This window comes from Streptacidiphilus monticola (assembly GCF_042658505.1).
GTDB classification, from domain to species: domain Bacteria; phylum Actinomycetota; class Actinomycetes; order Streptomycetales; family Streptomycetaceae; genus Streptacidiphilus; species Streptacidiphilus monticola.
This window is the reverse complement of sequence record NZ_JBHSQJ010000002.1, coordinates 13511-33711: the sequence shown is the minus strand read 5'-3', so window position 1 is coordinate 33711 and position 20201 is coordinate 13511. Positions and strand designations below refer to the sequence as shown.

Annotated in this window: 18 protein-coding genes and 1 pseudogene; 10 read left to right on the top strand and 9 right to left on the bottom strand. The window is 73.4% G+C overall.

The features are described from left to right. Positions 1-43: 43 nt before the first annotated feature. Positions 44-550 (top strand): mycothiol transferase, encoded by a 507-nt coding sequence (locus tag ACFP3V_RS00565; protein WP_465270083.1) that lies wholly within the window; start codon positions 44-46, stop codon positions 548-550. Here ACFP3V_RS00565 and ACFP3V_RS00560 read toward each other — a convergent pair. Further along, the gene (locus tag ACFP3V_RS00560) at positions 540-1304 is read right to left on the bottom strand and encodes a vWA domain-containing protein (RefSeq protein ID WP_380578429.1); all 765 of its coding nucleotides are present in this window, start codon (positions 1302-1304) and stop codon (positions 540-542) included. The two genes, ACFP3V_RS00565 and ACFP3V_RS00560, sit on opposite strands and share 11 nt — an antisense overlap. 100 nt (positions 1305-1404) lie before the next feature. Further along, positions 1405-1803 (bottom strand): annotated as a pseudogene (locus ACFP3V_RS00555) (TerD family protein); the annotation flags it as partial. Positions 1804-2096: 293 nt separating this feature from the next. Here ACFP3V_RS00555 and ACFP3V_RS00550 point away from each other — a divergent pair. From ACFP3V_RS00550 to ACFP3V_RS00540, 3 genes are all read left to right on the top strand, one after another. After that, positions 2097-2789, top strand: a complete 693-nt coding sequence (locus tag ACFP3V_RS00550; protein ID WP_380578427.1) for an AAA family ATPase — start codon at positions 2097-2099, stop codon at positions 2787-2789. 158 nt (positions 2790-2947) lie between these two features. Beyond that, on the top strand, positions 2948-3721 hold the full coding sequence (locus ACFP3V_RS00545; protein ID WP_380578425.1) for an SAM-dependent methyltransferase: 774 nt from the start codon (positions 2948-2950) through the stop codon (positions 3719-3721). After that, a complete protein-coding gene (locus tag ACFP3V_RS00540; RefSeq protein ID WP_380578423.1) occupies positions 3718-4365 on the top strand; it encodes a class I SAM-dependent methyltransferase in 648 nt (215 codons plus the stop codon). The genes ACFP3V_RS00545 and ACFP3V_RS00540 overlap by 4 nt, the downstream gene beginning before the upstream one ends. 385 nt (positions 4366-4750) lie before the next feature. Here ACFP3V_RS00540 and ACFP3V_RS00535 read toward each other — a convergent pair whose 3' ends face one another. Then, positions 4751-7252: a sugar phosphate nucleotidyltransferase gene (locus tag ACFP3V_RS00535; protein ID WP_380578421.1), complete on the bottom strand. Its 2502-nt coding sequence runs from the start codon at positions 7250-7252 to the stop codon at positions 4751-4753. A 61-nt stretch (positions 7253-7313) separates the two neighbouring features. Here ACFP3V_RS00535 and ACFP3V_RS00530 point away from each other — a divergent pair, with 61 nt between their 5' ends. The 4 genes from ACFP3V_RS00530 to ACFP3V_RS00515 all read left to right on the top strand — a co-directional run bounded on the left by ACFP3V_RS00530 (position 7314) and on the right by ACFP3V_RS00515 (position 14060). Next, complete coding sequence (locus ACFP3V_RS00530) at positions 7314-8513, top strand: FUSC family protein (RefSeq protein WP_380578419.1); 1200 nt, start codon at positions 7314-7316, stop codon at positions 8511-8513. Between the two features lie 144 nt (positions 8514-8657). Further along, positions 8658-10121, top strand: coding sequence for an extracellular catalytic domain type 1 short-chain-length polyhydroxyalkanoate depolymerase (locus ACFP3V_RS00525; RefSeq protein WP_380578417.1), 1464 nt, complete (start codon positions 8658-8660; stop codon positions 10119-10121). A 95-nt stretch (positions 10122-10216) separates the two neighbouring features. Then, a complete protein-coding gene (locus ACFP3V_RS00520) occupies positions 10217-12094 on the top strand; it encodes a transketolase (protein WP_380578415.1) in 1878 nt (625 codons plus the stop codon). A 208-nt stretch (positions 12095-12302) separates the two neighbouring features. Continuing rightward, positions 12303-14060 carry a SpoIIE family protein phosphatase gene (locus ACFP3V_RS00515; protein WP_380578413.1) on the top strand — a complete coding sequence of 586 codons (1758 nt, stop codon included), beginning with the start codon at positions 12303-12305 and terminating at the stop codon, positions 14058-14060. 82 nt (positions 14061-14142) lie between these two features. On the opposite strand, the gene ACFP3V_RS00510 is transcribed toward ACFP3V_RS00515, so the two are convergent. Then, the gene (locus ACFP3V_RS00510) at positions 14143-14583 is read right to left on the bottom strand and encodes a MarR family winged helix-turn-helix transcriptional regulator (protein ID WP_380578411.1); all 441 of its coding nucleotides are present in this window, start codon (positions 14581-14583) and stop codon (positions 14143-14145) included. Positions 14584-14663: 80 nt separating this feature from the next. On the opposite strand from ACFP3V_RS00510, the gene ACFP3V_RS00505 reads away from it, so the two are divergent. Next, the gene (locus tag ACFP3V_RS00505; RefSeq protein ID WP_380578409.1) at positions 14664-15041 is read left to right on the top strand and encodes a cupin domain-containing protein; all 378 of its coding nucleotides are present in this window, start codon (positions 14664-14666) and stop codon (positions 15039-15041) included. Between the two features lie 21 nt (positions 15042-15062). On the opposite strand, the gene ACFP3V_RS00500 is transcribed toward ACFP3V_RS00505, so the two are convergent. Genes ACFP3V_RS00500 through ACFP3V_RS00490 form a run of 3 tightly spaced genes read right to left on the bottom strand, consistent with a single transcriptional unit; the run spans position 15063 to position 17990 of the window. Beyond that, positions 15063-15467 (bottom strand): VOC family protein, encoded by a 405-nt coding sequence (locus ACFP3V_RS00500; protein WP_380578407.1) that lies wholly within the window; start codon positions 15465-15467, stop codon positions 15063-15065. A gap of 52 nt (positions 15468-15519) precedes the next feature. Further along, entirely contained in the window at positions 15520-16488 is a 969-nt protein-coding gene (locus ACFP3V_RS00495) for an aldo/keto reductase (protein ID WP_380578405.1), read from the bottom strand. A gap of 50 nt (positions 16489-16538) precedes the next feature. After that, positions 16539-17990 (bottom strand): MFS transporter, encoded by a 1452-nt coding sequence (locus ACFP3V_RS00490; RefSeq protein ID WP_380578403.1) that lies wholly within the window; start codon positions 17988-17990, stop codon positions 16539-16541. A 121-nt stretch (positions 17991-18111) separates the two neighbouring features. Here ACFP3V_RS00490 and ACFP3V_RS00485 point away from each other — a divergent pair, with 121 nt between their 5' ends. Then, positions 18112-18927, top strand: coding sequence for an SAM-dependent methyltransferase (locus ACFP3V_RS00485; RefSeq protein WP_380578401.1), 816 nt, complete (start codon positions 18112-18114; stop codon positions 18925-18927). A gap of 15 nt (positions 18928-18942) precedes the next feature. On the opposite strand, the gene ACFP3V_RS00480 is transcribed toward ACFP3V_RS00485, so the two are convergent. Together ACFP3V_RS00480 and ACFP3V_RS00475 are read right to left on the bottom strand one after the other, a co-directional pair. Beyond that, the gene (locus tag ACFP3V_RS00480) at positions 18943-19473 is read right to left on the bottom strand and encodes a pyridoxamine 5'-phosphate oxidase family protein (protein ID WP_380578399.1); all 531 of its coding nucleotides are present in this window, start codon (positions 19471-19473) and stop codon (positions 18943-18945) included. Further along, entirely contained in the window at positions 19473-20135 is a 663-nt protein-coding gene (locus tag ACFP3V_RS00475; protein WP_380578397.1) for an NADPH-dependent F420 reductase, read from the bottom strand. The genes ACFP3V_RS00480 and ACFP3V_RS00475 overlap by 1 nt, the downstream gene beginning before the upstream one ends. Positions 20136-20201: the final 66 nt, after the last annotated feature.

Sequence of the window (20201 nt, the reverse complement as noted above, 5' to 3'; positions counted from 1 at the left end):
ACTCCCGCCGCGGATGCGGTCGACTCGTCGGGTGACGGACACGGTGACGAGTACGGACCTGCTGGCCGACGCCTTCGGCCGCATCCGCGAGACGGTGCTGGAGGTGCTGGACGGGCTCGACGAGGAGCAGCTCGCCGAGCGCGTCGGCCCGCACGCCAACCCGATCGGCTGGTTGGTCTGGCATCTGACGCGGATTCAGGACGACCACGTGGCGGATGTCGCGGGTACGGAGCACGTCTGGACGGGGGACGGCTGGTACGAGCGCTTCGGCCTGCCGTATCCCCCGTCCGCGCACGGCTACGGGCAGAGCAGCCGCCAGGTCGGGCAGTTCCGGGGCGTGTCGGCCGAACTGCTGGCCGGTTACCACGAGGCCGTGCACGCGCGGACGGTGGCCTTCCTCGACGGCCTCAAGGCCTCCGAGCTGAGCCGGATCGTGGACGACTCCTGGGACCCGCCGGTGACCCTGGCCGTGCGCCTGGTCAGCGTCGTCGCGGACGACCTGCAGCATGTCGGCCAGGCCGCCTACGTACGGGGGCTGCTCAGCGGATGACGCCCGCGCGCCGGGCCTCGGTCAGCCACTGCGGGAACTCCGACAGCAGCCGGTCGTAGAGCTCGGCGTCGTCGATCCGGTCGATGTCGTCGACCTGGAAGAAGCCGGCGTTGTCGACCAGTCGCCCCGGGAGGGTGTCGAAGCGTTCGAGGATGCCGTAGTCGGCCCGGCCCAGGCCGACGAACTGCCAGAACAGCGGCTTGGCGGCTGCCTCGGTGAGCAGCGCGGAGATCTGCTTGGTGCGGTTCACGCCGCCGTCGGAGAAGAAGAGGACCAGGACCGGGTCGCCCGGCTCGGCGGCGTAGGCGCGCAGGATGTCCTGGATCACCTCGGGCTCGTTGTTGCCGCCGAAGACGTGGACCAGGTGGTCGGGCACGCGGAGGCTGCCGTCGGGCAGCGGCGGCAACTGCCGGTTCCCGGACCGGATGTAGACGTGGCGCTCGATCCAGTCGCCCAGTTCCGGGATGCGCAGCGAGGGCAGCCGGGCGCAGTGGTCGGCGAAGGTCCAGGCGTCCAGCTCGCCGTCGTCGTCCAGCACGGCGGCGACCGGGGCCAGGCGTTCGACCAGGCGGCCCACGGTGCCGTCGGCATAGCGGGCGCGCATGGAGCCGGTGCGGTCGAGGACGAGGGCGACCCGGGCGCGGATGCCGCGGGCCCCGCGCTTCTCCAGGCTGACCCGGACGAGCTCCTTGCGCAGGGAGATCCGGTCTGCTGGCGGCGCAGGCGTCTGCGGCGGTGGCGGCGCGTCGTCCACCGCGACGCCGAAGTCGGTCGCCANCGCCCCCCGCGACGCCGAAGTCGGTCGCCAGACCGGCGAGCCCGGTGTCGTAGCCCTGGCCCAGGGCGCGCACCCGCCAGGCGCCGTCGCGGCGGTAGAGCTCGGCGAGCAGGAGCAGCGTCTCGCCGCCGAGCGGGGGCAGCGGGAAGCGGGCGGTGTCGCCGAGGAGCAGCTCCGCGCCGGTGACCTGGGCGAAGGTGCCCGCGTCGAGGGTGGCGGCGAGCACGACGCGGTGCACGTCCGCGGGGAGGGCGCCGGGTCGCAGCCGGACCGTCGTTCCGTCGAGGCGGACGGCGCCCTGCTCGGCCTCGGGCTGGTTGTAGAAGACGAGGTCGGCATCGGAACGCACCTTGCCGTCGGCCCCGAGAAGGACGGCGGACAGGTCCAACTCCGGGCCGGCGGCGGCGCGTTGGAGCGTGCACGAGAGTTCGGCTGCGGTCACGGGGGCGTGGGCGCCGGCGACGAGGGTCTGCATGCGGCCATTGTGCCGGTCGGGAACCGCCCCGGAGGGCGGAGTTCCCGCACCGGAGCGCGGAGTCCCGGTGACACGCGGGCGCGGCCCGCCGGTGACCGCAAAGGACTTGTGCGAGCCCCGGCCGATGGGGACGCCTGGCGGGGCCACGTCGCCCTGATGCGCCAGGCCCTGGCGGAATCCGCGCCCGGCCCGGCGGTGGACGCCGTGTTCAGCTCCGAGCCCTACGGCGTCGAGCTGGCCCGGCGCTTCGGCGCCGCGCCGGTGGTGCTGGACGTGGGGCGGGACACTTCGCCGTGTCGGGGACCAAGGTCCGGGCCGATCCCGTCGCCCACTGGGACGAGATCGAGCCGCCGGTGCGGGCCGCGCTGGCGCGTCGGGTGGTGGTGCTCGGCGCGGAGTCGACCGGTACCACCACGCTCGCCCAGGACCTCGCGGCCGCGCTGCGCGAGCGCGGCGGCGCCCACGGCCTGACCCGCTGGGTCCCCGAGTACGGACGGGAGTTGACGGTGGCGAAGCTCGCCATCGCGCGGGCCCGGCACGGGGACGGGGTGACCGTCTACGACCTGGACTGGACGGACGAGGACTTCGAGCTGGTCTGCCGCCGCCAGAACCGGGCCGAGGAGCACGCCGCCCGGTTGGGCGGGCCGGTCCTGGTCTGCGACACGGACGTGCTGGCGACCACCGTCTGGCAGGAGCGCTACCGCGGCCGGAGCACGGAACCGGTCCTGGCCGCCGCCCGGTCCCTGTCGCCCCGCGCGCTCTACCTGCTCACCTGCCACGAGGACGTCCCCTTCGCGGACGACGGGCTGCGCGACGGGGAGCAGCTGCGCCCGTGGATGACCGACCGCTTCCGCGAGGTGCTCGCCGCCGGGCACACGCCCTGGCACGAGCTGCGGGGCAGCCGGCAGGAGCGGCTGGAGGCCGCGCTCGGCCTGGTGGACCGGATGCTGGCGCGCGGATGGGAGCTGGCCGACCCCCTCGGCTAGTGCCGTGGCCGGACGGGTCCACCGTCTTGCGGCGCCCGGCACGGCAGTCCTCCAGCCTTCAGCCGGGGGTGCCCAGACCACCGGGCACCGCAGCCCGGCGAGCCTGTCCCGCCACGGCACCAGCACGAACTGTCAGGGGGTGTCCCTATGCTGACGGCATGTTGAGTCCTGTGTCCCGGACGGCCGTAGGAGTCGCGCGGGTGCGCGCCGCCGAGAGCCGGCGGCCCGATGCGCTGTTCCGTGACCCGTTCGCGGAGAAGTTCGTCGCGGCGGCCGGCGTCCCGCCGCGTACCGAGCCGCCCGGGCCGGGAGTGCGTGCGCTCGCCGCGCAGGTGATCGTGCGCACCCGCTTCTACGACGCCTGCCTCTCGGCCTCGACGAGCCGTCAGGTGGTGCTGCTCGCCGCCGGACTGGACGCCCGCGCCTACCGGCTGGACTGGCCGCCGGGTACGCGGGTGTTCGAGGCGGACCTGGAACCTGTGCTGGAGTTCAAGCAGCGGGTCCTGGACGCGTCGGGTGCGCAGCCCCGCTGCGAGCGGGTGCCCGTGCCGGTGGACCTGCGCCGCGACGACTGGCCCGAGGTGCTCAGGGCGGCCGGCTTCGACCCCGGGCAGCCGACGGCGTGGCTGGTCGAGGGGTTGCTGGTCTACCTGTCCCGGGAGGAGGCCGCCGGCGTGCTCTCCCGCCTGACCGGAGCGTCCGCGCCCGGCAGCACGCTGGCGCTCGAACGCAGCGCCCACGGGCGGATACCTCCCGTCGAGGGTGTGACCACGCTGTGGCAGGGCGGCCTGGGCGCGGGGACCGCGGACTGGCTGCGCGAGCACGGGTGGGATGTGACGCTGACCAACCTCGGGGAGGCGGCACAGCGGTACGGGAGGCCGTTCGCCAAGCCCACCGAGAGCGCGTTCGTGACGGCGGTGCGCACCGGATGAGCGCCCGGGTGGGGGAGGCATACGACGGGATCGCACAGCTGTACGCCGAGCTGTTCGCGGGGGAGTTGGCCGAGCGGCCGCTGGAGTACGCCCTGGTGCGGGACTTCGCCGCCCGGGCGGCCGGGCTGGGCCTGCCGGTGCTGGACGCCGGCTGCGGTCCCGGCCATGTGACGGCGGTGTTGGCGGCCGCCGGGCTGGACGCGTTCGGGGTGGACCTGTCTCCCCGGATGGTGCAACTGGCCCGCGAGCGGCACCCGGAGCTGCGCTACGAGGTCGGCTCGCTGCTGAGACTGGCGGGGGTGCCGGACGCCTCGATCGGCGGAGTGCTCGCACGCTACTCGCTGATCCATCTGACGCCGGAACAGCTGCCGGCCGCCCTCGGCGAGTTCCGACGGGTGCTGGCCCCGGGCGGCTACCTGTTCGTGGCCGGGATGGCAGGGGAGAGCCCGGTCGCCGCCTACGACCACAAGGTCGCCCCGGCGTACCGGTGGTCCCTGGACCGGATACTCGACGAACTGGCCGCCGCCGGCTTCACCCCGCGCCTGCGCCTGCTTCGCGACCCGGAGACCCACGAACGGACCCCTCACCTGGCGGTGATCGCCCAGGCCGGAGTACAGCCCGCAGCCGCCCAGGCCGGCGCGTAGCCCCGGAGCCGGGGCCCCCGCCGGGGCGGGGGCACTGCGTTGCCGGCACGCCCCGGCTGGGAGCCGGCATGGCCCGGGGCCGCGCCCGCGAGGGCGGCCTCGGCCGGGCGGACCGGGCGGCGGGCTTGCCGATCGGGGAAGTCCCCGACCTGCGGCGGGCCGGGGCGGCCGGGGGGCCGCCTTCGTGGCCGACCGGTCGGCGTCCGCGGTGCCCGGGCCGCCCGGCGCCTGGCCGGGATCGCTCGGCGGGGCCGTGCCGCAGGCCTGGGTGCGGCACCGGGCTGCCTCGGCGGCAGCCGGGGCCGGCCCACCGGGAGGGGACGGAGCGGGTTGCCATGGGGTGACCGGAGCGAGCCGGTGACGTGGGGGCTGCTCCGGCTTCGACTCAGGTGCCGTGCCACCACTGGATGGTGGACGACCAGTGGTCCAGAAGGGACTTGGCGGCGTCGGCGGTCGGGGCCTCGGCCCAGAGGTGGGTGACGGCTTCGGAGGCGTCCGGGAGGATGAGGGTCCAGCCGCCGTCGGGTTCCAGGATGCGCAGGCCGTGGTCCAGTTCCACCGGGCGGTCCCCGGCGGCCTCCTGGGCGGAGCGCAGCACGCCCTCCTTGACCGCCCAGGGCGTGGCCAGGTCCCGGCGCACCACATGCGCCTGGGGGATCGCCGTCTCCAGCTGACCCAGCGTCAACTCGCTGCGCGCCACCAGGCCGACCAGGCGGACGAAGGCCGCGACGCCGTCGAGCACGTGGCTGAACTCGGGGATCACATAGCCGCCGCGGCCGTCGCCGCCCAGGATCGGGTCCTCGGCGGTGCGCACGCGGTGCGAGAGGTCGTCCGGGGCGGTCGTCGTCCACAGCACCTCGACGCCGTGCCGCGCGGCGATCTGCTCGGCGACGCGGGTCGTCGTCACCGGGAGCACCACCTGGCCGCCCTGGCGCTCCGCGGCGACCAGTTCCAGCATCAGCAGCAGAGCCCGCTCGTCCGGCAGCACCGCCCCCGAGCCGGAGACCAGCGAGATCCGCTCGCCCACCGAGTCGAAGCGGACGCCGAACTGGGACTCCGTCAGGGACACGAAGCGGCCGACCCGTTCCAGGGCGTCGGCGCGCTGCTGCGGGGTCTCCGTCGGCAGCGACTGGTCCAGGCCGAGGTCGAGGACGAGCGTGTCGACGGGAAGCCGCCCCAGGACGTGCGAAAGGGCGAGCGCCGCACTGCCGTTGGCCGCGTCCAGGACGACCCGCAGGTTCGCCTCGGCGATGCCGTCCAGGTTGAGGGCCGTGCACAGCGAACCGGCGTAGGGGTCCTCGGGGCTGGGCGGGTGACGCAGCGAACCGGTCTCGCCGGGGAAGGCACGGCGGTACTCGTGACGGGTGAAGACCCGGTCCAGGTGCCGCTGCTTGGCCTGGGTGAGGTCGGCGCCGCGTTCGTCGAAGAAGAGGATGTCGAGCGAGTCCGCCCGGCCGGGCGTGGTCCGCAGCATGATGCCGCCCGCGCTGCCGCGCGCGGTCTGCTGCCGGGCCACCGGCATCGGCACGTTCTCCAGGTCGCGCACCTCGATGGCGCTCGCCTGCAGCGCGGCCACCATGGCACGTTTCAACGCCCGGGCGCCGCGCGAGTGGTCGCGGGCGATGGTGACGGTCGCGCCCTTCTTCAGCGTCGTCGCGTAGGCGGCGGCCAGGCGGACGGCCAGCTCCGGGGTGATCTCGACATTGATGATGCCGGAGACGCCGCGGGCCCCGAACAGCCGCTCCCGGCCCCGGGCTTCGCCCATCACGGTGGTGGTGACCACGGCGCCCGGGTCGATGGTCTTGAAGGGGAAGACCCGGGCGTTGCCGCTGAGCACCGACTCCTCGCCGATGTGGCAGTCGTCGCCGATGACCGCGCCCTCGTCGATCCGGGCGGCGCGCATCACGTCGGTGTCCTTGCCGACGACGCAGCCGCGCAGATTGGCGCCGGGCCCGATGTAGACGTTGTCCTGGACGACGGCCCGGTGCAGGAACGCCCCGCGCTTGACCACGACGTTCGAGCCGATGACCGTGTGCTCGCGCACTTCCGCGCCGGGCTCCACCTTCGCGTAGTCGCCGATGAAGAGCGGACCGCTCAGCCGGGCCTCCGGGTCGACGGAGGCGCCCTCCGCGATCCAGATGCCGGGCCGGACCTCGGTGCCGTCGATGTCGACGTCCACCCGGCGCTCCAGCACGTCGCCCTGCGCCTTGACGTAGCTCTCGTGGGTGCCGACGTCCTCCCAGTAGCCCTCGGCGATGTAGCCGTAGATCGGCTTGCCCGCCTGCATCAGCTTGGGGAAGACGTCGCTGGACCAGTCGACGCTGGTGTCGGCGGCGACGTAGTCGAAGACTTCCGGCTCCATCACGTAGATGCCAGTGTTGACGGTGTCGGAGAAGACCTGCCCCCAGGTCGGCTTCTCCAGGAAGCGCTCGACCTTCCCCTCGTCGTCGACGATGGTGATGCCGAACTCCAGCGGGTTGGGCACCCGCGTCAGGCACACCGTCACCATCGCGCCCTTCTCCCGGTGGAAGCGCAGCAGATCGGTGAGGTCGAAGTCGGTCAGCGCGTCGCCGGAGATCACCAGGAAGGCGTCGTCGCGCAGCGCCGCCTCGGCGTTCTTGACGCTGCCGGCCGTGCCGAGCGGGACCTCCTCCTCGGCGTAGCTGATCGACAGGCCCAGTTCGTCGCCGTCGCCGAAGTAGTTCTCCACCAGGGAGGCGAGGAACTGCACGGTGACCACGATCTCGGTGAGCCCGTGCCGTCTGAGCAGCCGCAGGACGTGCTCCATGATCGGCCGGTTCACCACCGGCAGCAGCGGTTTGGGCATGCTCGCGGTCATCGGCCTCAGGCGCGTTCCCTCGCCGCCGGCCATCACAACGGCCTTCATGGACTCCATCCGACGACGTGACGGGTGGTGACGCAACAGCGGTTCTGGGAACACGTGTCCCGTGCGCGATCTCCGAGCAGACCTGGCCGGCCTGTGGGCGCGGCGCCGTGACCCGGTCGTGGCGCTCACCCTGCGGGCGACGGTGGCGTCCACCCTGGCGTACGTCCTGGCCACCTACGTCAGCAGCCAGCCGGCGCCGCTGACCGCGCCGTTGACGGCGTTGCTGGTGGTACAGGTGACGCTGTACTCCACCGTGAAGACGGGGGTCAGGCGGGTGAACTCGGTCGTGGTGGGCGTGCTCATCGCGATCGGGTTCAGCTCGGTGGTCGGGCTGTCCTGGTGGAGCCTCGGCTTGATCATCCTGGTGTCGCTGACGATCGGTCAGTTCGTCCGGGTGGACGAATTCGTCAACGAGGTCGCGATCAGCGCGATGCTCGTGCTCGGCGTCACCCAGTTGGCCTCGCAGGCCTGGGACCGGGTGGTGGAGACCCTGGTCGGCGCGGGCGTGGGGCTGCTGTTCAACCTGCTGTTCGCACCGCCGGTGTGGGTGGACCCGGCGGCGGACTCGATCGAGGACCTGGCCCGGCGCACCCGGCACCTGCTGCTGAGCCTCGCCGAGCAGGCCCGCCAGGCGGTGCCCGCGCGGGCCGTCCAGCGGCTGTACGAGGCCCGCGGGCTGGACCAGGCGGTCGCGGACGTGGACGCGGCCCTGCGCCAGGCCGAGGACAGCCTGCGGCTCAACCCCAGGGTGAGCGACGCGCTGCTGTCCCGGCTGGTGCTGCGCACCGGACTGGACACCCTGGAGATCTGCGTGGTGGTGGTCCGGGTGATGTCCAGGTCGCTGACCGACCTGTCCAAGCGGCGGACCCCCGGGGCGCCGATGTTCCCCTCGGAGCTGGTCGTGGCCGTGGAGGAGCTGTTCGACCACCTGGGCGGGGCCCTGGTGAGCTTCGCCGTGCTGGTGACCACCCAGGTGAGCCGGAACGCGGCGGAGGCGGAGGAGCGCCTGACCGCCGAGCTCAAGGCGGGCTGGGCGGCCCGCGACAACATGGCGCGGCTGCTGCTGGAGCACGTCCGGCGCGACCCGGACGCCTGGCAGTTGCAGGGGGCGCTGCTGGCGGAGGCCGACCGGATCCTGGACGAGCTGGCGCCCGAGCACCGGTCCGAGCGGCTGATGGAGGAGCTCGACCGCGCGTCCGCCCAGCGGGCGGAGCGGTTCAGCTTCCTGGGCCGGTTCCGCCGGCTGCTGGGCGGCAGCTGACCGGCCCGAAGCGGTGCCGCGGCGGGTGCGGGGGTGGTCCGGCACCAGCGGAGGCGGGCGCGGTATGGGGGTTGATGACATGTCAGGTGGGCGGGCACGGCTCTACGTTCCCCCGGACATCACTCCTCCACCCGGGAGACAGCCATGCGCCACACTCTGGGAACTCTGGGAAGAGTCCTCGCCGGGCTCGGCCTCGCCGTCGGGCTCGCGTTCGCCGGGCCGGGCGCCGTGCCCGCCGCGTCGGCCGACAGCGGGAGCCTGCAACAGGTGAGCAGCTTCGGGAGCAACCCCGGCAACCTCGCCATGTACGAGTACGCGCCCGCCGGGCTGGCCACCGGCCGCCCGCTGGTGGTCGCCCTGCACGGCTGCACGCAGACCGCCACCGACTACTACAACGACTCCGGCTGGACCAAGTACGCCGACCTGTGGGGCTTCGCCGTCGTCTTCCCGCAGACCAGCAGTGCGAACAACTCCCTCTCCTGCTTCAGCTGGTTCGACTCCACCAAGGACACCCGCGGCAAGGGCGAGGCAGCCTCGGTCAAGTCGATGGTCGACACCGCCGTCGCCCAGTACGGCTCGGACCGGTCCCGGGTCTACGTCACCGGGCTCTCCGCCGGCGCGGGCATGGCGGCCGACCTGCTCGCCGACTATCCGGACGTCTTCGCGGGCGGGGCGATCGACTCCGGGCTGCCCGCTCAGTGCGCGACCACGCAGAGCGCCGCGTCCTCCTGCCAGACCAGCAGCCAGAACCTGAGCCCCGCGCAGTGGGGCGACAAGGTACGCAACTCCGACCCCGGCTGGACCGGGCCCTGGCCGCGCGTCGCCATCTGGCAGGGGACCAGCGACTACACGGTCTACCCGGTCAACGCGACCGAGCTGCGCGACCAGTGGACCGACGTCTGGGGCATCTCGCAGACCGCCTCCGCCACCGCCACGCTCACCGGCGGCACCACCCAGAGCAGCTACAACGACGCCAACGGCAAACCCGCCGTCGAGCTGTTCTCCATCTCCGGCATGGGCCACGGCCTCGCCGTCAACCCCGGCTCCGGGACCGACCAGTGCGGGGCCACCGGGGCGTACTTCCTCAACACGATCTGCTCAAGCTACTGGACGGCCAAGTTCTGGGGCCTGGACGGAACCGGCTCGGGCGGCGGCACCGGCACGGGTCTGCCCGCGCCCGCAGGCCTCACGGTGGGGTCCGTCACCGACACCAGCGCGGCGCTGAGCTGGCAGAGCGTCAGCGGGGCGGCCTCGTACGCGGTCTACCGCGACGGCGGCCGGGTGGGCACCACCACCGGGACCGGCTACACCGACACCGGCCTCACCGCCGGCACCGGCTACAGCTGGACCGTCGCCGCCGTGGACTCCTCCGGGAACGTCGGGGCGCAGTCGGCGACCGTCACCGCGACGACGACCGGCGGCTACACCGCGCAGTGCTTCACGGCGAGCAACTGGAACCACGTCCAGGCGGGACGCGCCCACGACTCGGGCGGATACGCGTACGCCAACGGCTCGAACCAGAACATGGGCCTGGACAACGTCTTCTACTCCCACACCCTGAAGGAGACCGCCCCCGGCTACTACGTGATCGCCGACTCGGGCTGCTGACCGCCGTCCGGGCGGAGGGTGGACGGCAGGAAGGCGTTCCCCTGGAGGAATCGGGTAGGGGCGGTTCATCCGTGCGCGCAGGAAAGGTGCTGACGATGGCCGCCCCGACCGCTCCCGCCCACCGCGTCGACCCGGACTCAGGGCTCGACGACGTCTTCCGACTCGCGCAGCAGCTGCGTGTGGACGCCGTCCGCTGCAGTACCGCCGCGGGCTCCGGGCATCCCACCTCCAGCATGTCCGCGGCGGACCTGATGGCGGTGCTGATGGCCCGTCACCTCCGCTACGACTGGCAGGACCCGGGCAACCCCGGCAACGACCACCTGGTCTTCTCCAAGGGCCACGCCTCGCCGCTGCTGTACGCGATGTTCCGGGCGGCCGGTGTGATCGACGAGCGGGAGCTGCTCAAGGACTACCGCCAGGCCGGCTCCCGGCTGCAGGGCCACCCGACGCCGGTGCTGCCCTGGGTCGACGTCGCCACCGGCTCACTGGGACAGGGCCTCGGCTACGCCGTCGGCATCGCGCTGGCGCTGCGGAAGCTGGAGCGCCGGCCCGGCCGGGTCTGGGTGCTGTGCGGCGACAGCGAGTTGGCCGAGGGCAGCGTCTGGGAGGCGCTGGACAAGGCCGCCCACTACGAGCTGGACAACCTGGTGGTACTGGCCGACGTCAACCGGCTGGGCCAGTGCGGGCCGACCGAGTTCGGCTGGGACACGGACGTCTACGCCCGCCGGGTCGAGGCCTTCGGCTGCCGGGCGCTGGTGGTGGACGGGCACAACCTCGCGGCCGTCGACGACGCCCTCACCACGGCCGCCGACGGGCGGCAGCCCACCGTGGTGATCGCGCGAACGGTCAAGGGCAAGGGCGTGTCCGAGATCGAGGACGCGGACGGCTGGCACGGCAAGGCGCTGCCCGAGGACCTCGCCGAACGGGCGGTCGAGGAGCTGGGCGGCGTCGGGCAGTTGACGGTCCGCGGACCCCAGCCGGAGACCGAGGCACCGGCCCCGCGCCGCCGCCGGCCGGTGGAGCTGCCCCGGTTCGAGGTGGGGAAGGAGGTGGCCACCCGGGCGGCCTACGGCAAGGCGCTGGTGGCCCTCGGCGCGGCCCGGCCGGACGTGGTGGTGCTGGACGCCGAGGTCGGCAACTCCACCCACACGCAGGACTTCGAGGAGGCGTACCCGGACCGGTTCTTCCAGCAGTGGATCGCCGAACAGCAGATGCTCGCGACGGCGGTGGGCCTGGCGGTGCGGGGCTTCCGCCCGCACGCGACGACCTTCGCCGCGTTCCTGACGAGGGCTCACGACTTCATCCGGATGGCGGCGGTCTCCCAGGTCTCGCTGGCGCTGTGCGGCACCCACTGCGGCGTCGAAATCGGCGCGGACGGCCCCTCGCAGATGGGCCTGGAGGACCTGGCGATGATGCGGTCCATCCACGGCTCGACCGTCCTCTACCCCGCGGACGCGACCGCGACGGCCGCGCTGACGGCGACGATGGCGGAGCTGGACGGCATCTCCTACCTGCGTACCACGCGCGGCAGTTACCCCGTGCTGTACGAACCCGGCGAGTCCTTCCCGGTGGGCGGCTCGAAGGTGCTGCGGGGCGGCGGCGCCGAGGACCGGGTGACGCTGGTCGGCGCGGGCGTGACCGTCCACGAGTGCCTGCGGGCGGCGGACCGGCTGGCCCGACGAGGCGTCCCGGCACGGGTGATCGACGCGTACTCGGTCAAGCCGGTCGACGCCCGGACGCTGGCGCGCGCCGCGCGGGAGACGGGCGCGGTGGTGGTCGTCGAGGACCACCACCCCGAAGGCGGCCTCGGCGAAGCGGTGCTGGCCGCGCTCGCGGCGGTGGGCAGCGTCCCCGCGTTCGGCCACCTGGCCGTGCGCAACCTGCCCGGCTCGGGCTCGACGGCAGAGCAGTTGGCTGCCGCCGGCATCAGCGCCGACGCCATCGTGCCGTTGGCAGAGGGGCTCGCCCCCTGAGGAGGCGCAGCCTCCAGGGGCGCGGGGAACTGCGCGACCAGCCCACCACCCGGGGAGGTCCGGCCTGCAGTAACGGGTCGAACCTCCCCGGGTGGTGTCTTGCTCGCGCAGTTCCCCGCGCCCCTGGAGGGGCCTCTGAAGGTGCATCAGCATCCGCACCGGGCCACAGTGGGGGCTGGTGGCCCTGCGCGATGGCGGAAGGCGGAGGATGAGCGAGCAGAGGCGCGGCGGGGAGGACGAGCTGCGGCAGATCGACGCGCTGAACCGCCTGGACCGGGCCGGGGAACCGGAGGTACCGGGGGAGTCGCCACTGCTGCGGGACGCCATCGTGCTGGAGGCCGGGCGCGCCCTCGCCGAGGCCGGCTCCGTCGAGCAGGTACTCCGGGCCGTCGCCAAGCTCAGCAGCGGCGACCTCCCCCTCGACGGCCAGATCGTCTTCGGCCGCCTCGACCGCTCACTCGACGTGCTCGGGCAGGTCGGCTACGAGGCGGGCATCGGCAGCGGGCTGCGGATGCCGCTGGAGACGGGATACCCCGCCGCGCAGGTCATCCGGACGGGGCAGGCGGTCTTCCTGGGGTCGCCGGAGCAGTACCGCGAACGCTTTCCGGAGACCTGGCCCCTGGCCGCCGGGCTCGGGCGGCAGGCGTGGGCCTTTCTGCCGTTGGTCAGCGCCGGCCGGACCACGGGGGCGTGGATGGCGTCCTTCCGCGCGGAGCGGGCGTTCGCCGCCGACGAGCGGGCACTGCTCGCGGCGGTGGCGAAGGCCGTCGCGCAGGCGCTGGAGCGGACCCGGACCGGGCAGGCGGAGCTGGCGCTCTCGCTCGGGCTGCGGCGCAGCATGGGCGCCGCCGCCCCGGAGCGGCCGGGCCTGACGGTGGCCAGCCGCTACGTGCCGACGGGCGGCGGCCTGATGGTGGGCGGCGACTGGTACGACGTCATCGACCTGCCCGGCGGACGCATCGGCCTGGTGATCGGGGACGTCGAGGGCCACGACGTGGTGGCCGCGAGCCTCATGTCCCAACTGCGGACGGCCATCCACGCGTACGCCGCCGAGGGCCACGGGCCGGACGCGGTGCTCGCGCGTACCTCGCGCTTCCTCACCGCGCTCGACGACGACCGCTACGCCACCTGCATCTACATCGAGGCGGACCCGGCCACCGGCACCCTTGCCCTGTCCCGGGCCGGCCATCCGCATCCGGTGCTGCGGCTGCCGGACGGCACCTGCCTGATCAAGCACGTCCAGGGCGGTCTCCCGCTCGGTCTGATGGACGGGGAGGAGGACTACCCGGTCACCGTCGTCGAGCTGGAGCCGGACGAGGTGATGCTGCTGTGCACGGACGGGCTGATCGAGACCGGCGGCCACGACATGTACAGCGGATGGATCCGGGTCCGTGACGCCCTGTCACCCGACGGCCCGGCGGATCTCGAGGGCATGGCCGACCGCCTGCTGCAGGCCGTCCAGGGGCCGACCGCGCGGACCGACCACGGTGCGCTGCCCAAGCGCAACGAGGACGACATCGCGTTCCTGCTGATGCGCCGGGACGGCGGCCGGTCGCGGCCGCGGCAGTCCGAGCGCCGGCTGGTGCTGACGATCGAGCAGGACCAGGCCGAGGGGCTCGCGGACGCCCGGGCCCAGCTGCGCTTCCTGCTGCACGACTGGGCCGTCGCGGACCAGGTGGACTCCGCGGTGCTGCTCTGCTCGGAGCTGCTGGCCAACGTCCTGGTGCACACGGACCAGACCGCGACGCTGCTGGCCCGGCTGGAGGGCGAGCCGGGGAGCAGGAGGCTGCGGGTGGAGGTCTCCGACCGCGGCGACGAGCTGCCGCACCAGCGCGCGCCGGGCGAACTCGCCTCGTCCGGGCGCGGCCTGATGCTGCTGGAACTGCTCGCGGACCGCTGGGGCGTACGGCCCCGACCGGAGGGGAAGACCGTGTGGTTCGACCTTGACGAGGCGTCAGCGTCCTGACGGCGCGGTTCGACCTTGACGAGGCGTCAGCGTCCTGACGGCGCGGTTCGACCTTGACGAGGCGTCAGCGTCCTGACGGCGCTCACCAGCTGGGCCGGACCGGGCCCCGGGGCGCGAGCGCCGACAGGTCTCGGACGAGCGCGCCGAAGCGCTGGCCGCCCAGGGCGTCCCGCCAGGGGGCGACGGCGGCGCGGGCGGCCTCGTCCGCCGCGCGGGTGGCGGCCCAGCCGCGCTCGGTGAGCGCCAGCAGCCGGGCCCGGGCGTCGTCGGGGTGCGGCAGCCGTTCGACGTAGCCCTTGCGGACCAGCTCCTCCACGAGCTGTGCGGCCGCCTGCTTGGTGACACCGAGGTGCTCGGCGAGCGCGGCCGTCGTCGCGTCGCCGAAGGAGATCCGGGCGAAGGCGAAGCCGTGGGCCGGGCGCAGGTCGTCGAAGCCGGCGGCGGTGACCCGGGCGTGGATGTCCTGCACCAGCTGCCCGGACAGGCCCAGCACGAGGGCCGAGAAGGCGAGGGCGTCGTCCATGGCTTGACTATAACCCGGCAAGCAGCTTGTCTATATGGACAACGAGCTTGTCCATCTCGACGATCCTCAGGGGAGTTGCCATGCCATTCGTCCGGGCCGAGCAGGCCGAGACGCGCGAGATCCACGGGGTCCGCTTCACGTCCTACGTCCGCACCGCCACCGGGAGCCGGGACCTGGCCGCCTGGCGCGGCGAGGTGCCGGCGCTGACGCCGCCCACGCCCGCCCATGTCATCAGCGAGGAGGAGGTGTTCTACGTGCTCGCCGGCAGGCTCCGGGTGAGCATCGACGGCGAGGCGGCCGAACTCGCGGCCGGCGACGCGGCGGTGGCCCCGGCCGGCAGCGCCCTGGCGCTGGACAACCCCTTCGCCGAGCCCGCACAGCTGTGGGTCACGACCCGGCTCGGACTGTCCGCGACCATGGCGGACGGGACGGTGCTGTTTCCCGAATGGGCCGCCTGACGGCGGTGGGGTGACGGCGCGTCAGCGCGGCTCGCCCGGATAGGTGCCGAAGTACCAGTGGTTGCCCTCGGGATCGCGGGCCGCGAAGTCGCGGGAGCCGTAGTCCGTCTCGTGCAGGCCCTGGATGATCTCGGCCCCGCCGTCGATCGCCCGGTCGTGCACGGCGTCCGGGTCCGCGGTCACCACATAGGCGGCGAAGCCGCGGGGCTGCGGACCCGGGGCCTCCCGGACGGAGCCCAGCATCACGCCGCCGCCCTCGGGCCAGGCGAGCTCGGCATGGTGCACCTGGTCGCCCTCGCCGTGGACGACGGTCTCCTCGAAGCCGAAGGCCTCCACCAGGAAGCGGATCAGCGGCCGGGCGTCGCGGGCCCGAAGGGTCGGCCAGACCTGCGGCGGAGGCGGCGTCTTCTGCTGCGGTGCGCTCATGCACCCCATCGTGACCCCGGCCGCCGCCGCAGGCGAGGCGAATCGCCGCTGGTCAGAACCCGACGACGTGGCGGACGGTGTAGGACTTCTGCAGCCGCTCGACCTCGTCGGGGGAGAGGCTGAGGTCCACCGCCGCCAGGGCGTCCTCCAGGTGCTGCGGCTTCGTCGCGCCGACGATCGGCGCGGTGATGCCCGGCCGCTGGAGCACCCATGCCAGCGCCACCTGCGCACGGGAGACCCCGCGGGCGTCCGCCACCTGCGCGACGGCGTCCACGATGGCCCGGTCCTCGTCCACGTAGAGGGTGCGGCCGAAGACGTCGGACTCGGTGCGGGCGGTGGCCTCGTCCCACGGGCGGGTCAGCCGGCCGCGGGCCAGCGGGCTCCACGGGATGACGCCGACGCCCTGGTCCGCGCAGAGCGGCAGCATCTCCCGCTCCTCCTCGCGGTTGAGCAGGTTGTAGTGGTTCTGCATGGACACGAAACGGGTCCAGCCGTTGCGTTCGGCGGTGTACTGGGCCTTGGCGAACTGCCAGGCGAACATCGAACTCGCCCCGATGTAGCGGGCCTTGCCCGCGCGGACGACGTCGTGCAGCGCCTCAAGGGTCTCCTCGATCGGGGTGTGCGGGTCCCAGCGGTGGATCTGGTACAGGTCCACGTAGTCGGTGCCCAGGCGGCGCAGCGAGTTGTCGATCTCGGTGAGGATCACCTTGCGCGACAGGCCGCCGCCGTTCGGGCCCGGGCGCATGGTGCCGTGCACCTTGGTGGCGATGACCACCTCGTCCCGGCGAGCGAAGTCCTTCAGCGCCCGGCCCACGATCTCCTCGCTGCTGCCCAGCGAGTACACGTTCGCGGTGTCGAAGAAGTTGACGCCCGCCTCCAGCGCGCGGCGGATCAGCGGACGGCTGGCCTCCTCGTCCAGCGTCCACTGGTGGTTGCCCCGGTCCGGTTCGCCGAAGCTCATGCAGCCCAGGCAGATCCGGGAGACGTCCAGGCCGGTCGAGCCGAGCTTCACGTACTGCATCTGCGGTGCGCTCCTTGGCTGTTGATGCCGTGTCGGTCCCCCTCAGCCTCTCATGCGCGGCAGGTGCGCAGGTCCACCAGGGCGATCACCAGGGCGGCGACCACGAAGGCCAGCGCGGTGAGCACCCCGGCCTCGAACGCGCGGGCCCAGTCCCCATGGGACGCGGCGAGCCGGGAGAAGAAGACCGAACTGACCGCCGCGATGCCGGTGGCCGAGCCGATGCGCTGGCCCGTCTGCAGCACACCGCCCGCGGAGCCCGCCCAGCGCACCGGGACCTCGCTGAGCGCCACCGTCTGGTTGGGCGCGATCACGAAGCCCGAGCCGAAGCCCGCCAGCAGCAGCGGCAGCGCCGTGGCCAGCCCGGCGGCGTGGCCCGGGACCTGATGGACCGCCAGCACCGAGCAGCCCAGCCCCGCCGCGACCATGGCCAGGCCCAGGGTGATCAGCCGCCGTCCGTAGCGGGCGACGAGCCGGCCGCCGACGGCCGAGGAGACGGCGGACCCGAGGGCGAAGGGCGTGACCGCCGCACCCGCCTCCAGGGCGGAGTAGCCGCGCCCGTTCTGCAGGTAGAGCGTGAAGATGAAGAAGATCGCGGTGAACCCGGCGAAGTACACCAGCGCCACGACCGCCCCCAGCGCGTAACTGCGCTGCCGGAACAGCCGCAGGTCCACGATCGGCGCCCGGCCGCGCCGGCCCTGTCGGCGCTCCCACAGCACGAAGCAGGTCAGCAGCACCAGCGAGACCGGGATCAGCGCCCACTTGGCCGAACCGTGCCACTGCTGTTCCTGCACCAGCGGCAGCAGCAGGGCCACCACCCCGGCGCCCAGCAGCAGCACGCCGAGCGGGTCGCTGTTGCCGCGCACAGGTGTGCGCCGGTCGCGGGGCCGGACCGGAAGCAGCCGGGCGGCGGCGACGAAGGCGCCGACGCCGATGGGCAGGTTGACGAAGAACACCCAGCGCCAGCCGCTGTGCTCGCCGAAGGCGGCGATCAGCAGGCCGCCCAGCAGCGGGCCGACGGCGGTGGAGATCCCGATGGTGGTGCCGAAGAGGCCGAAGGCCCGGCCGCGTTCCGCGCCCTGGAACAACTCCTGGATCAGACCGGACACCTGAGGGGTCAGCAGGCCGCCGGCCAGTCCCTGCGCCAGCCGGGCGACCACCAGGAACACCGGACCGGTGGCCAGTCCGCAGGCCGCCGAGGCCAGCGTGAACAGGGCCAGCCCGAGCAGGAAGACCGTGCGCCGCCCGCGGGCGTCGCCGAAACGGCCGGCCGGCACCAGGACCAGGCCGAAGGTCAGCGCGTAGCCCGAGATGACCCAGGAGAGCTCGGCGGAGGACGCGTGCAGGCCCTTCTCGATGGAGGGCAGGGCGACATTGACGATGGAGATGTCCAGCAATGTCATGAAGCCGACGACCAGGCAGACGCCGAGCGCCTGCCAGCGGTGCCGGTCCGCGGCCCGCTGCTCGTCGCCTCCGTCCGCCTGGTCCGCGTCCGCCTGGTCCACGTCCCCGATGCTGGCACGGTATCCCTGGCCGCGGCCGATGGTGATGGGCCGTCAGGTGGAGCGCCCGCGGGCGGTAGGGTGGCCGGTACCGGTAGGGGGCGCGCACGAGGAGTGGTGGCTGGTGGCCGCTGAGGAGCAGGACCGCAGGATCGAGTTGCGGACGGACGTGCCGCATCCGGCACGGATCTACGACTACCTGCTCGGCGGGAAGGACAACTTCCCCGCCGACCGGGAGGCCTCGGCCGGCATCGCCGCCGTCTGGCCCAACCTGCCGCGTTCGATGCGGGCCAACCGCAGCTTCATGCAGCGGGTCACCCACCGGCTGGCCGCCGAGCACGGCATCCGCCAGTTCCTCGACATCGGCACAGGCCTGCCCACCTCGCCCAACCTGCACGAGGTCGCCCAGTCGGTGCACCCGGACGCGCGGATCGTCTACGTCGACAACGACCCCATGGTGCTCGTCCACGCCCGGGCGCTGCTGACCAGCACCCCCGAGGGGCGGACCACCTATCTGGACGCGGACCTGCGCGACCCGCAGCAGATCCTGTCCTCGCCGGAACTGCACCGGACGCTGGACCTCAGCCGGCCGGTCGCACTGAGCCTGATCGCGGTGCTGCAGTTCGTCACGGACGAGGACCTGGCGTACTCCATCATCGACGGGCTGATGGACGCGCTGCCCTCGGGCAGCTTCCTCGCGCTGTCCACCGTCACCGCGGACAGCAACCGGGAGGAGGTCGAGGCAGGCATCGCCGCCTACGCGGCCCGGGGCATCCCGGAGCGCATCCGCAACCGCAAGGACGTCGAACTGCTCTTCCGCGGCATGGAGATCCTCGACCCCGGCGTCGTCCTGGTGCACCGCTGGCACCCGGACGACAAGGCCCGCTCCTACCCGGACGAGCACGTCCACATGTACGGCGGGCTCGCCCGGAAGAACTAGGGCCGGCCGGGCCTGTCAGGCCCCTGCCGGGGGGAGCAGGGCGTCCGCGTCCGGGGCGAAGACGGTCATCCAGTGGGGGCGGAGGCGGTAGTACACCACCTCCCGCTCCCAGTCGAAGAGGTCCGCGCCGTAGTGGGCCTGAAGGTGGGCGAGGGTCTCCGGCCAGGCCGGGTCCACGGGCCCGGTGAGCGGGTTGAGCTCCTCCGCCCGGCCGTGGACGAAGACGCCGAGCGCCTCGCCGCGCAGGTGCGAGGCGCTGGCGGCGGGGCGCGCGGCCAGGTGCCGCGCCTTGGCGGCGGTGCGGGCGGTGCCGAAGATCCAGGCGCCGTGCAGGAAGTGGCCGTCCACCCCGCTGACCCGCGGCTCGCCGGAGGCGGTGACGGTGGCGAGGGTCAGCGTGCACATCCCCTCCAGCACCCGGGTGAGTTGACGGGCGGTCAGCGTCCGGGCCGGGCTGATGATGGAGCGCAGGTGCCCGGTCGAGCCGGCCAGGGAGCGGTCCAGCAGCTCCTGGAGCTCCTGGAGTTCGGCGGCCGTCTCGCGCATCAGAGCCCCGTCACGCGGATGTTGAAGTCGGCGGTGCCGAACGTGCTCATCAGGCGCAGCCACAGCGGCAGGTACATCTCGGTGGCACGGGCCCCGGTGATGTCGCCGAGGTCGCGGACGGAGTCGGCGGGCCAGCCGAGGGTCCCCAGCAGGGCGACGACGGTCTGCTTGGCCTCCGCGTCGTTGCCGGCGACGAACAGGTCGTGGCGACCCGGCACCCGCGAAGGGTCCACCATCACCGCACAGTTCACCGTGTTGAGCGCCTTGACCACGCGGGCGTCCGGGTGGGCGCGCTGGATCCGCTCGCCGAGGCTGTCGTCGTTGACCGGGTCGAGCCGCGGCGGGAAGCCGTGGGAGAAGTCGAGCGGGTTGGCCACGTCGAGGACGATCCGGCCGGCCAGGTCGGCCGCCCCCAGCGCGGCGAGCGCGCCCGCGCCGCTGGTGGCGTTGACGACGAGGTCCGCGCCGGCGGCGGCGTCCGCGAAGGGCGCGAGCCCGATCGCGGGGTGGGCCCGCTGCCAGGGGCCGTACGCGTCCTCGCCCCCGCGGGCGAGCGTCGCCTGCGGATCGCGGGTGCCGACGGTGACGTCGTGGCCGAGGGAGTCGAGCTTGGCGGCGAGGGTCCGGCCCACGATGCCGGTACCGAAGACGGCGATGCGCATACCGCCCACCCTATGAGTTCTGACGGCTCCTCAGGGGGAACGGCGCAGTTGCGGACGCGTCTGTGC